The organism is Companilactobacillus kedongensis (assembly GCF_003946625.1).
Taxonomy (GTDB): domain Bacteria; phylum Bacillota; class Bacilli; order Lactobacillales; family Lactobacillaceae; genus Companilactobacillus; species Companilactobacillus kedongensis.
In genome coordinates, this window is record NZ_RHOR01000009.1 from 81,115 (window position 1) to 94,831 (window position 13,717).

Genomic DNA, 13,717 nt, shown 5'->3' on the forward strand with positions numbered 1-13,717 from the left:
GGGAGATTTTTATTTTGTCGACGAATCAACATATGGTGATAATTTCTTTAGATTCAATGGGATTTAGAGATATTAATGAACATCAAAAAGAATTGCCAACTTTAAATAAACTTGTTAATGGGGGAACCTGGGTAAAATCTGTCACAGGAATTTATCCAACTTTAACGTATCCATCACATACGACGATTATCACGGGGCAATATCCTAGTACGCATGGAATTGTCAATAATACAAAGATTCAACCAGAACGTCGTTCTCCAGATTGGTATTGGTATCAAAATGATGTTGAATCAACTACTTTGTATGATTTGGCACGTCAAAAGAAATTAACTACGGCGGCTTTTTTATGGCCTGTTACTGCTGGTAGTAAAATAAATTACAACTTGGCTGAGATTTTTCCTAATCGAATTTGGACTAATCAGGTTTGGGTATCATTGAAGGCTAGTTCGCCTCTGTTCTTATTGGAAATGAATCATAAGTATGGAAAGCTGCGTAACGGTATCAAGCAGCCACAACTAGATGATTTCATTACGGCCTGCGCAGTGGATACTTTGGAGAATAAAAAACCTAATTTAACAATGATCCATTTGGTTGATATGGACAGTATGCGTCACCGTTATGGCGTTCGTTCTAAAGAAGCGATGGAAGCTTTACAACGCTTGGATAGACATGTTGCACAACTTATCGACGCAACTAAAAAGGCCGGAACATTTGCGGACACTAACTTTGCTATTCTGGGAGATCATTATCAAATCAATGTCGATAAGATGATTCATCTAAATACTTTGTTTGCAAGAAAAGGCTGGTTGGAATCTAAGAACAATCAAACTATTGAATACAATTGGTCAGTTATGGCAAAGACCTGTGATGGGTCAACTTACATTTATACGCGTAATTTTAAACATGTAGATGAATTAAGACGGGTAATATCTAAGGTAGAAGGAATTGAACATATCTATACCCAAGAAGAGGCCGTCAAACGTGGGGCAGATCCAAAATGTACGTTTATGATTGAAGCTAAGGCTGGATACTACTTTACTGATGAAAGTAATCGCCCTAAGATCATTGAAGAAGTTGACCCAGATACTCTGGGTGAACCAGATCGTTATCATGGTGTTCACGGCTATGATCCTGATAAAACCGGCTATCAGACAACGATTGTCTTTAATGGTCCAGCCGTAAATGAAGGTAAAACAATTGAAAAGGCAAACCTAGTAGACGAAGCGCCAACCTTTGCCAAATTATTAGGGTTAGAATTTAAAGAAGAGATTGCAGGTCGTAGTATTGACGGCGTTTTGAAAAATTAGGGGGATTTTATGCGATTTAACAAGCAGCAGTGGAGTTGGGTCTTTTATGATTGGGCTAATTCTGGATACGGGATAATTGTCACAACTGCGGTCTTACCAGTTTATTTCAAATCAGTTGCTCAAAATGGTGGTGTTACTCCAGCTAATGCGACGGCTTATTGGGGATATGCTAATAGTTTTGGAACTTTACTGGTTTCAATATTGGCACCAGTATTAGGAGCTTTGGCGGATTATCCTAAAGCTAAGAAAAAGATGCTGAATATTTTTGCTATCTTGGGAGTTATCATGACTTTTGGTCTGAGTGTCGTTCCATCAACACAGTGGGCTTGGTTATTAGGAATCTATATTCTGTCGATTATTGGTTATTCCGGTGGAAATTTGTTCTATGACAGTTTTTTGACTGATGTATCTGATGATGACCATATGGACATCTTATCGTCATATGGTTATGGATTTGGGTATTTAGGTGGTGTTTTGGCTTTTATCCTCTTCTTGATCTTGCAGTTAACTAGTGGATTTGGCATGTTAGACAGTTATGGAGTAGCTCGCTGGAGTTTTATATTAGCGGCCGCATGGTGGATAATTTTTTATATTCCGTTGATCAAAAATGTTCATCAGGTTTATTCATTGAAGGCTAGTTCAAAGCCTATCTCATCGAGTTTTAAACGTGTTTATGAAACTTTAAGACATATTAAGAAATATAAGGCTGCCGCCTGGTTTTTGGTAGCGTATTTCTTCTATATTGATGGTGTTGATACTATTTTTACAATGGCAACATCAATTGGTATGGATATGGGGATCACTACGACCACTTTGATGATCGTGTTATTAGTCGTTCAGTTGATAGCTTTTCCATTTTCAATTTTGTATGGTTGGTTAGCTAATAAAACATCGACTAGAACGGGAATTTTTATCGGTATTATTTTGTATTTTTGTATTTGTTTGTACGCCTTGAGATTAAAGACGGCAACTGATTTTTGGATTTTAGCTATTTTAGTGGGAACTAGTCAAGGAGGTATTCAAGCTCTTAGCCGTTCGTATTTTGGACGTCTGATTCCCAAAAAATCTGGTAGCGAGTTCTTTGGCTTCTATAATATTTTAGGTAAATTTTCCGCAGTTATGGGTCCGATATTAGTCGGAATAGTGACTCAAATTACCGGTAAATCAACAATTGGTGCGGCCTCGTTGAGTATTTTATTCTTAATTGGATTGGCAATATTTGCCTACTTACCAAGGTTAACGGCCCATGAGTAAGATGGTGGCGAAAATATGTTCGCTATGGTAATATAGAACCAATATAATCGTGCCTAACGCAAATGACATCTAATTCATATTTGAGTTAGGTGTCTTTTTTAGCTTTTGGGAGGGTATGTCTGTGATAGATCGAGTAGACGATAACAAATTCGATTTGGTTTCCAAGTATTCACCTGCTGGAGATCAAGCTCAAGCAATTGACAAAATTACACAAGATTTTAAAGATGGTGATAAAGAAGTTATTCTTGAGGGTGCTACTGGTACTGGTAAAACATTTACCATGGCTAATGTCATCAAAAATCTTAATAAACCAACGCTGATAATTTCACACAACAAGACTTTAGCCGGTCAGCTTTATGGTGAATTTAAGGAATTTTTCCCTAATAATGCCGTGGAATACTTTGTTAGTTACTATGATTACTACCAACCGGAGGCTTATGTGCCTTCGAGTGATACTTATATCGAAAAAGATTCGAGTATCAATGATGAAATTGATAAGTTGCGGCATTCAGCAACTAGTTCACTTCTAGAAAGAAATGACGTTATTGTCGTAGCTTCTGTTTCTTGTATCTTCGGTTTAGGTGACCCTAAGGAATATTCCGATAGTATTATTTCTTTACGTGTCGGTCAAGAATTAGCTCGTAACAAGTTATTAGAAGAATTAGTCGATAATCAATTTGAAAGAAATGACATTGATTTTCAACGTGGACGTTTTCGTGTGCGTGGTGATGTAGTTGATATTTTTCCAGCTTCTCGTGATGATAACGCCATTCGAGTAGAATTTTTTGGTGATGAAATTGATCGGATTATTGAAATGGACGCTTTAACCGGTGAAGTAAAAGGTCAAATGGATCATATTGGGATTTTCCCAGCTACTCACTTTATGATTTCTGATTCTAAGATGGAAGAAGCTTTGGATAGAATTCAAAAGGAAATGGATGTACAGGTCGCTAAATTTACTAAGGAATGTAAATTGCTTGAAGCACAAAGGATCAAGCAGCGTACTGAATATGATATTGAGATGATGCGTGAGATGGGGTATACATCTGGTATTGAGAATTATTCACGTCATATGGAAGGTCGTGCCGAAGGTGAACCTCCATTTACTTTGATCGATTTCTTCCCTAAAGATTTCAATATTATGATCGATGAATCTCACGTTACCATGCCGCAGATTCGTGGTATGTATAATGGTGATCGTGCTAGAAAACAAATGTTGGTAAATTATGGGTTCCGTTTACCTAGTGCTTTGGATAACCGTCCACTAAAATTGGAAGAATTTGAAAAGCATGTTAACAGGATTCTATATGTCTCAGCCACTCCGGGACCTTACGAAATGGACCGAACGGATCATGTTGCACAACAGATCATCCGTCCAACTGGACTACTAGATCCAGTAATTGAAGTACGTCCGATCATGGGACAAATCGATGATTTAGTTGGTGAAATAAATGATCGTGTAGCTAAACATGAACGTGTATTTGTTACGACATTGACTAAGAAAATGGCAGAAGATCTGACGGATTACTTTAAAGATCTCGGTATTAAAGTTAGATATTTACATAGTGATATTAAGACGTTGGAACGGACTAAGATCATCCGTGACTTGCGTCTAGGTAAGTTTGATGTTTTGATTGGTATCAATTTATTGCGTGAAGGTATTGATGTACCGGAGGTTTCTTTGATAGCTATTTTGGATGCTGACAAGGAAGGATTCTTGCGTTCTGAAAGATCACTAGTGCAGATCATTGGACGTGCTTCGCGTAATGAAAATGGACGCGTTATTATGTACGCTGATTCAGAAACCGATTCAATGAAGGGAGCCATCGATAAAACTGCTCATCGTCGTAAATTACAGATGGCTTTCAATAAAGAACATGGCATTACGCCAACTACGATCGTTAAACCAATCAGGGATGCTATTTCAATGTTCCAAAAAGTTGATAATAAAGCATCAGAAACTGAAAAAATTGATGATGATCTAGACTTTAAGGATATGTCTAAAAAAGAACAAAAAGAATTATTGTCTAATTTACAAGAGCAGATGGAAGCAGCAGCTAAGAAACTTGATTTTGAGGCTGCGGCTAATTTACGTGACACGATTCTAGAATTAAAGGCGGAAATGAAGTAAATATGTTAAATGACAAAATTGTGATCCATGGGGCAAGAGCTCATAATTTAAAGAATATTGATGTCACTATTCCTAGAGATAAATTAGTTGTAATGACTGGATTATCAGGTTCTGGTAAGAGTTCACTGGCGTTTGATACTTTGTATGCTGAAGGACAACGCCGTTACGTTGAAAGTTTATCTTCGTATGCCAGACAGTTCTTGGGCCAGATGGATAAACCAGATGTTGATTCAATTGACGGTCTAAGTCCGGCTATTTCGATCGACCAGAAAACGACTTCTAAGAACCCTCGTTCAACTGTTGGTACTGTTACCGAGATCAATGATTATTTACGTTTATTGTGGGCACGTGTAGGAACACCTATCTGTCCTAATGATGGGACGGTTATTACTAGTCAATCAGCTCAACAAATGGTTGATGCTATTTTGAAATTGGAAGATGGTACAAAACTACAAGTATTGTCACCAGTTATCAGAGCTAAACGTGGTCAACACAAAAAGGCTTTAGCCCAGATTCAAAAACAAGGTTATGTCAGGATCAGAGTTGACGGTGAAACTCATGACGTGGGTGAAGAACTAGATTTGGACAAAAATAAGAAACATGATATTGATGTTGTTGTTGATAGAATCGTGATCAATGATCATATCAAGTCACGTTTATTTGATTCAGTCGAAGCAGCTTTACGTTTATCTGACGGTTATATGAATGTTGATGTGATTGGGCAAGATATGATGGTTTTCTCCGAAAAGAATGCCTGTCCTCTCTGTGGATTTACAGTTGGAGAATTAGAACCTAGATTATTCTCGTTCAACGCACCTTTTGGAGCTTGTGAGAACTGTGATGGTTTAGGAATTAAACTAGAAGTAGATATTGATTTAGTAGTACCTGATCAAAGTGTTACCCTGGCTCAAGGTGCTATTATTCCTTGGAATCCGATCAGTTCACAGTATTATCCACAAATGTTGGCTCAAGCTTGTAAAGAATTTAAAATTGATATGGATGTACCATTTGAAAAACTACCCGAAGATGCCAAAAATACTGTTTTGTATGGTTCCGATGGTAAAACATTCCATTTCCACTACGAGAATGATTTCGGAAATGTCCGTGATGTTGATGTACCTTTTGAAGGTGTGATCAATAATATCAATCGTCGTTATCATGAAACAAATAGTGACTTTACTCGTGAAGTAATGCGTAAGTATATGACTGAACTTACTTGTCCAGTTTGCCACGGTAAAAGATTGAATGAAAAGGCTTTAGCCGTTAAGGTCTCAGGACAAGATATTGCCGATGTGTCCAATATGTCGATCAAAGATGAGCTACCATTTTTCAAAGAAATCACTTTAGGTGAACAGAGCACAGTTATTGCTAAGCCAATTCTAAAGGAAGTAAAAGATAGACTTACTTTCTTGATCAATGTTGGTTTGGATTATTTGACGCTTTCTCGTTCTGCTGGGACTTTATCTGGTGGTGAAGCACAACGTATTCGTTTAGCCACTCAAATTGGATCTAATTTATCAGGTGTTATGTATATTTTGGATGAACCATCGATTGGATTGCATCAACGTGATAACAATCGCTTGATCAGTTCATTAAAGAAGATGCGTGATCTTGGTAATACGTTGATAGTTGTTGAGCATGACGAAGATACTATGTTGGCAGCTGATTATTTAATTGATGTTGGACCTGGTGCAGGTGAAAAGGGTGGTCAAATCGTGGCCGCTGGAACACCTAAACAAGTTATGCGCAGTGCCAAATCATTAACAGGTAAGTATCTATCGGGTAAAAAGTTTATCTCAGTACCTTTAGAGAGAAAAGCCGGCAGTGGTGACTTTGTTGAAGTATTTGGTGCAGCAGAAAATAACTTGAAGAATATTGATGTGAAGTTCCCACTTGGTAAATTTATCTCTGTGACCGGTGTTTCTGGTTCAGGTAAATCTACTTTAGTTAATACGATTTTGAAACGTGCTTTGGCACAAAAAATGAATCGTAATTCCAATAAACCGGGTAAATATAAGAAGATTACTGGTTATGATAAATTGGAAAAGATGATTGCAATTGATCAGAGTCCGATCGGACGTACACCAAGAAGTAATCCAGCTACCTATACTGGTGTATTTGACGATATTCGTGATTTATTTGCCCAGACCAATGAGGCCAAATTACGTGGATACAAAAAGGGCAGATTCTCATTTAACGTCAAAGGCGGACGTTGTGAGAACTGCCATGGTGATGGAATTATTAAAATCGAAATGAACTTCTTGCCCGATGTTTATGTACCATGTGAAGTTTGTCATGGGACACGTTATAATTCAGAAACACTTGAAGTTACCTACAAAGGCAAAAATATTGCCGAAGTATTGGATATGAAAGTTGAAGATGCTTTAGACTTCTTTAGTAATATTCCTAAGATCAGAAGAAAACTACAGACGATTGTTGATGTTGGACTAGGATATGTTTCAATGGGACAATCCGCCACACAATTATCTGGTGGTGAAGCTCAACGTATGAAGTTAGCTTCTGAATTGTATAAGAAGTCTAGCGGTCATAACTTCTATATTCTCGATGAACCAACGACTGGCTTGCATACTGATGATATCAAACGTTTACTTGAGGTCTTGCAACGTTTGGTTGATGAAGGTAATACTGTTCTGGTTATCGAACATAATTTGGATGTCATTAAGTCATCTGATTGGGTGATCGATCTTGGACCAGAAGGTGGAGAAGGTGGCGGACAAATTGTTGCTACTGGAACACCAGAAGAAATTTGTGACGTTAAGAAAAGTTATACAGGTCAATATTTGAAACCAATTTTGGAACGTGATACTAAGCGTACCATTGAGGCTGAAAAGAAATAATTAATAAAAAGTATCTGAAATTTTTCAGGTACTTTTTATTTGGGTAAAATTTTGAATTTCTAGGCACACACTAAAAATGACACACCAGGGTCGTTGTGGTATGCTATAACCTGAATGTGAGGTGCACTTATGTCAAAAGACGTGCTTAATTTAGTTATCGTGACTGGTATGAGTGGTGCAGGTAAAACTGTTGCTATGCAGTCTTTTGAAGATCTGGGGTATTTCTGTATTGATAATATGCCACCAAATCTTTTGCCCAAATTCTGGGAATTAGTTCATGAATCGGGAACGATCAACAAGGTAGCCTTGGTGGTTGATATTCGTTCTCGTGCATTCTATGATGAAATTTTCTCAATGGTTTCACAGATGGATGAAGATGAACAAGAGAAACAGCAAAAAGTTAATATGAATATTTTGTTCTTGAATGCTTCTGATGAAGAGCTTGTTTCTAGATACAAGGAAACTCGTCGCAGCCATCCATTAGCCATGGAAGGTCGTCTATTAGATGGTATTCAAAAAGAACGTGAATTGTTGGCTGAGATCAAGAGTCGTGCTCAAGTTGAAATTGATACATCTGATTTAACCCCTCGTCAACTTCGTGAAGAAATCTTTGATAATTTTCAAGAGAGTTCGGCTGTACCAACATTTCATATTGAAGTGATGTCATTTGGGTTTAAATATGGATTGCCAATTGACGCAGATATAGTGATGGATGTCAGATTTTTGAAGAATCCTTATTATGTCGATGAATTGAAAACAAAAACTGGAATGGATAAGCCTGTTTATGACTACGTAATGAACGATGAACAGACTGAAACATTTTATAAAAAACTATACGATTTATTTAAATATATTGTGCCTGGCTATGAAAAAGAAGGTAAGACAAGCTTAACGATTGCCATTGGCTGTACTGGTGGTCAACATCGATCAGTGGCCATTGCACAACGTTTAGGAACCGACCTGAAAGAAAACTACTATGTCGATATTACACACCGTGATATGGATAAATCTCAAAAGAAGGTAATTGAAGATGCCAACAAATAGGATAGTTCGTGTTGTTAAGGGGCGTCGTCCAAAAGTTGTTGTTATAGGTGGGGGAACTGGTTTACCAGTTGTTTTAAATAGTTTGAGAAATAAAGATGCAGATATTACTGCAATTGTTACTGTAGCAGATGATGGGGGATCTTCTGGTATTATCAGAAACTACATTAATGTTGTACCGCCAGGGGATATTCGAAATGTTTTGGCTGCTTTATCAGATTTGCCAAAAGTTGACCTAGATGTTTTCCAATATCGTTTTAATACCAATGATGATTTCTTCTCTGGTCATGCGATCGGTAATTTGATCATTGCTGCACTTTCTGAAATGTCACCTAACATTTTTGATGCCGTACAAGAACTGTCCAAAATGATGAAGATTGATGGTCACGTATACCCGGCCAGCAATACTAAATTGACATTGAATGCTGAATTTACCGATGGAACTACTCTTGCTGGGGAGCATGAGATAACCCATTCTGGTAAACATGTTAAGCGTGTTTGGGTCACTGATTCGGATGAACCAGATCAAGTACCTAAATCGTTATTGCCCGTTGTGGCATCAATCATGCAGGCCGATGTAGTTGTATTAGGACCTGGTAGTCTGTTTACTAGTATTTTGCCTAACCTAATGATCAGTGATCTAGGTGAGGCGATACGACAAACTCCAGCCGAAGTTGTTTATATTTGTAACATTATGACACAGATCGGTGAAACAGAAGGCTTTACAGATGCAGACCACGTGAATGTTTTGAATGAGCATTTAGGTGGAAATTATATTGATACCGTATTAGTCAATACTCGTGAGATCCCGAAAAATTATATGGATCATAAGAAATATGATGAGTACGTTAAACAAGTTACACCTGATTTTAAAGGTTTACGTGATATGGGATGTCGAGTTATTCAAGATGACTTTTTATCTCTACACGATAAAGGTGCTTTTCATGATGGAGCTAGAATTGCTCGTGAAATTTTAAATCTAGCCTTTCAATCAGGTAACAGAAAAAATGAGGTGAGACACTAGTGGCTTCTTATGCAAGTGAAGTAAAGAAGGAACTCACTAGTTTGGAAGTTCATCCCGAACATGCCCGTGTTGAATTATCAGCACTTTTGAGAATGAATGGTTCGCTTAGTATCCAGAATCATCATTTTGTTTTGACTGCACAAACAGAAAATCCGGCAATTGCTAGAAGAATCTTTTCTTTGATCAAGCAAAAATACGGGATGGAATCAGAACTTTTGGTCCGTAAAAAAATGAAATTGAAAAAAAATAATCAATACCTAGTTCGTCTTAAACATGATACGAATAAAGTGTTGACTGATTTAGGGATCTTGGATGAAATTGGATTGTCGATAAACACAGATGTTCCTAAAGATATCCTGAATGAAGATCAGAGAATGAGATCTTATTTACGTGGTGCCTTTTTAGCAACAGGTAGTGTGAATAATCCGGAAACATCACGTTATCATTTGGAGATTTATTCATTATATGAATCCCATAATGAGAGCATTGCCAAGATGATGAATCATTTTGGTTTGAATGCTAGAATAACCAATCGCCGTAATGGCTTTATTGTTTACTTGAAGGAAGCAGAAAAAATTGCTGACTTCTTGCAAGTTATCGGTGCTACCAATGCGATGCTGAAGTTTGAGGATATTAGGATCGTCCGTGATATGCGTAACTCGGTAAATCGGTTAGTTAACTGTGAAAATGCCAATATTAATAAAACGGTTGAGGCTGCGGAGAGACAAATCAATAACATTAAGTTTCTTCAAACAACAGTTGGGTTAGATTCATTGCCACAAAAACTGCAAGAAATCGCAGTTTTGAGACTTGATAATCCAGAAGTTTCCCTTAAAGAATTAGGTGAGATGGTACCTAGTGGTGCTATTTCTAAATCTGGTATCAATCATCGATTAAGAAAAATAAATCAAATAGCCGAAAGTGCTAGTGTTTAAAGAGATTGTTCATTTTGAATGATTTCTTTTTTTATTTTTATCATTACAGATGGTATTAATAGCTTTTCAGGTGTTGTTCGTTGGTGGCAATCTTAATGAAGACAGTGATAAATTGTTCGATTAAAAAAATCGTACCTGCAAATTGCAAGTACGATTTTTGTTTACCAGATAAATGGGATCAACTTTTTAGTATGTCTACGATATTCGATGAATGATTGACCGTAGTGCTTTTGTAAATATTTATCAGCATTAGGAATGTAATTGAAAACAAACATACAGAGCAGGAACAACGGTATGATCAAACTCCACCAGTTACAGGTTGTCAGTGCAAAACCTAAGACCCATATGACGTCCCCAAAATAATTAATATGAATGGCGTATTTGAAGAGTCCTCCAGTATATAATTTACCCTTATTTTTTTGATCATCTTTGAAGGGTTTACGTAATAATTCAGAGGTAGTGTTGATCAACGCTCCTGCAATAAATAGTATCCATCCGCTAATAATCATTACAGGATCGATATCTCCAAAAATTGCCAAGAGTGGAAATCCAATATAGTACAATCCAAATGCCAAACTATTTCCGATAGCTTCTTTCCAGCTAATTCCACGGGGAAGCCAGAAGAACATCATCGCATTCAGTCTTAAAAAAGTGATCCAGATCATAAGATCAATATTTTCCATCATGAAATTATCAAAATGTGGAAATATGAATAATGAAATTGCTAGTAAATAGATTATTTGAATTACTAGTATAAATATTTTAGCACTGGTAGTTTTTCTATGAATTCCATACATTATTGTTCTCCATTAGTTCAAACTAATTAGTTTTCTTCTTATCTTTAACCATAATGGCAAAGATAAAACCAAGAATTGCCATAATACAGAAGAAAGTGAAGACATAGTGATAGCCTACTAGTCCCGTATTTGAGGCTAGACCGTGATTCTGATTTGAAAGTATAAGTGTAGCCAAACTAACGCCTAGAGAGCCTAATAATTGACGAACAGTGGTAATAATAGCCGTACCATGTGGGATAAGTTCCTCTGATAGGGAATTACCACCTAGTGTTGTCGCGGGCATCATGACAAAAGCATTTCCGCCCTCGATCAGCATGGCAATTAGGATCATTGGTACTAAACCTAATTTTTGATTGAGAATGAATAGTAAGAACCAGCCAATAACGATCATCGACATTCCAGATATCAAGGTTGATTTGAATCCGATCTTATCAGCTAATTTACCAGTTAGTGGGTTTAGAATACTTAACAAAATAGCTGGTGGGACTAGTGCCAATCCTGAAACCAAGACGGAAGTGTGCAGAATATTTTGATAATATAATGGATAAATAATCGTTACAACGATCAAAGATATATAAGAAAAGCCTGTCAATAATACCGCTAGATCAAAGTTGAAATTACTCATAACTTTTAAATCCAATAGTGGTTCTTTTTGAGTCAGTTGACGATGAATAAATAATCCAGTCATAACTAAACTGACAACTAAAAGAATCATAAGATTTGTACTTAAACTGTGGGTACTGCCAGATTGATTGACAACGTATAATAACCCGATCAATCCTAACAGGTAGAAGATCGAAATAGCATCAAGCTTTACTTTATGACGTGGCATGACATCTTTAATATAAAACAATCCGATAATAAAGATAACTATCATGATGATCAAGAAGATCACGAATAATCCTTGCCATTTTAAAAAGTTTAAAACTATACCAGAAATAATGGGTCCAGATGCTAAAGCTGACCCCATGACTAATCCTGCAAAGCCCATAGTAGTACCACGATTATCCTGTGGTGTGATGGCTAATAGGACTGATTGAAATGATGGAAATAAAAGTCCTACACCAATTGCTTCTAACGCTCTGCCTAACATTGCCATTGGAAAATTTGTGGCAGTGATGATGATCAAAGTACCAATTGCAAAAATTGCAACAACTCCTAAAAATATCTTCTTGAATGAAATATTGTTCAAGAACCAGGGACTGATCGGCATCATGATACACATTATTAGCATAAATCCAGTTGTTAACCACTGAATCGTTGGTGCGGTGACGCCGAAGAATTTCATGAGAGTTGGATAAGCCGTCGATAGTGATGATTGGCTGATAGACATAGTAAACGTACCAGACAAGAGCGTAATAATGAATAATTTACGACTTAAAGAATCCTTTATAGTAGTCTCCATATTAATCCTCCTTTTATTATCCTAATTATAAATTAAGGATAGCCTAATTAACAAAAACTGTCTAATGGCAACAAAAAAGCGCAGAATACAAATATTCTGCGCTGAAGATAAGCTATTTCTTAGCTTTTTCTTTATTTATCATAACTTCATCAATCAAACCGTAATCCTTAGCTTCTTGAGCAGTCATGTAATTATCACGTTCTGTATCCTTTTGAAGCTTTTCAAATGCTTGTCCAGAATTGTCGGCCAAGATACGATTTAATCTCTCTCTTGTTTTACCGATTTCTTTAGCAACAATTTCAATCTCAGTTTGTTGTCCTTGAGCACCACCAGATGGTTGGTGAATAAGAACAGTTGAGTTTGGAAGTGCAAAACGTTTTCCCTTTGTTCCGGCTGATAATAGAACACTGGCCATTGAAGCAGCTAAACCTGTTGCAATAGTTTGAATATCAGATTTTACAAAGTTCATAGTATCCATAATAGCTAATCCGGCTGTAACAGAACCACCGGGTGAGTTAATGTAGATAGAAATATCCTTGTCAGAGTCTTGAGCATCAAGGAAGAGTAATTCAGCAATTACTGTATTAGCTAATTGATCGTTAACCTCGCCAGATAACATGATGATTCTGTCTTTTAATAATCTTGAATAAATGTCATAGGCACGTTCGCCACGTGAGTTTTGTTCAATAACTGTAGGAACTAACATAAAATGCCTCCTAGTTTTAATTAGCACTCTTAATAGTACAGTGCTAATTTAGCATACTATCTTGAGAGGGTCAACAAACAAACCTCAAGATTACAAAAAAACTCCCATAATGATCTGAACCCTTAAGTTTGGACAAATAGTTATGCTGCTTTTTGAACGGAAAGTTCTCGGTATTTTACCGGAGACTTTCCGTTTAATTTTGTTTTAATACGTCTATTGTTATAGAAGTCGATCCATTCAGTCATTGACTGAATGAGAT

Annotated in this window: 11 protein-coding genes; 7 read left to right on the plus strand and 4 right to left on the minus strand. The window is 36.8% G+C overall.

Annotated features, from left to right (window positions below):
* The first annotated feature begins 14 nt into the window (after window positions 1-14).
* From EKM60_RS06855 to whiA, 7 genes are all read left to right on the plus strand, one after another.
* A complete protein-coding gene (locus tag EKM60_RS06855) occupies window positions 15-1,307 on the plus strand; it encodes an alkaline phosphatase family protein (protein ID WP_125713798.1) in 1,293 nt (430 codons plus the stop codon).
* 9 nt (window positions 1,308-1,316) lie between these two features.
* Entirely contained in the window at window positions 1,317-2,561 is a 1,245-nt protein-coding gene (locus EKM60_RS06860; RefSeq protein ID WP_125713800.1) for an MFS transporter, read from the plus strand.
* Window positions 2,562-2,682: 121 nt separating this feature from the next.
* Complete coding sequence (uvrB, locus tag EKM60_RS06865) at window positions 2,683-4,692, plus strand: excinuclease ABC subunit UvrB (protein ID WP_125713802.1); 2,010 nt, start codon at window positions 2,683-2,685, stop codon at window positions 4,690-4,692.
* 2 nt (window positions 4,693-4,694) lie between these two features.
* Window positions 4,695-7,550, plus strand: coding sequence for an excinuclease ABC subunit UvrA (gene uvrA / locus EKM60_RS06870; RefSeq protein ID WP_125713804.1), 2,856 nt, complete (start codon window positions 4,695-4,697; stop codon window positions 7,548-7,550).
* A 129-nt stretch (window positions 7,551-7,679) separates the two neighbouring features.
* The gene (gene rapZ / locus EKM60_RS06875) at window positions 7,680-8,594 is read left to right on the plus strand and encodes an RNase adapter RapZ (protein ID WP_125713806.1); all 915 of its coding nucleotides are present in this window, start codon (window positions 7,680-7,682) and stop codon (window positions 8,592-8,594) included.
* The gene (locus EKM60_RS06880; protein ID WP_125713808.1) at window positions 8,581-9,615 is read left to right on the plus strand and encodes a gluconeogenesis factor YvcK family protein; all 1,035 of its coding nucleotides are present in this window, start codon (window positions 8,581-8,583) and stop codon (window positions 9,613-9,615) included. The genes rapZ and EKM60_RS06880 overlap by 14 nt, the downstream gene beginning before the upstream one ends.
* Window positions 9,615-10,550: a DNA-binding protein WhiA gene (gene whiA / locus EKM60_RS06885; protein WP_125713810.1), complete on the plus strand. Its 936-nt coding sequence runs from the start codon at window positions 9,615-9,617 to the stop codon at window positions 10,548-10,550. The genes EKM60_RS06880 and whiA overlap by 1 nt, the downstream gene beginning before the upstream one ends.
* Before the next feature lie 161 nt (window positions 10,551-10,711).
* On the opposite strand, the gene EKM60_RS06890 is transcribed toward whiA, so the two are convergent.
* The 4 genes from EKM60_RS06890 to EKM60_RS06905 all read right to left on the minus strand — a co-directional run.
* A complete protein-coding gene (locus tag EKM60_RS06890) occupies window positions 10,712-11,347 on the minus strand; it encodes a methyltransferase family protein (RefSeq protein WP_125713812.1) in 636 nt (211 codons plus the stop codon).
* 22 nt (window positions 11,348-11,369) lie between these two features.
* The gene (locus tag EKM60_RS06895) at window positions 11,370-12,752 is read right to left on the minus strand and encodes a DHA2 family efflux MFS transporter permease subunit (RefSeq protein ID WP_125713814.1); all 1,383 of its coding nucleotides are present in this window, start codon (window positions 12,750-12,752) and stop codon (window positions 11,370-11,372) included.
* A gap of 112 nt (window positions 12,753-12,864) precedes the next feature.
* Complete coding sequence (locus EKM60_RS06900; protein ID WP_125713816.1) at window positions 12,865-13,458, minus strand: ATP-dependent Clp protease proteolytic subunit; 594 nt, start codon at window positions 13,456-13,458, stop codon at window positions 12,865-12,867.
* A 140-nt stretch (window positions 13,459-13,598) separates the two neighbouring features.
* The coding region (locus EKM60_RS06905) for an IS3 family transposase (protein ID WP_164508307.1) at window positions 13,599-13,717 on the minus strand (119 nt) is incomplete at its 5' end.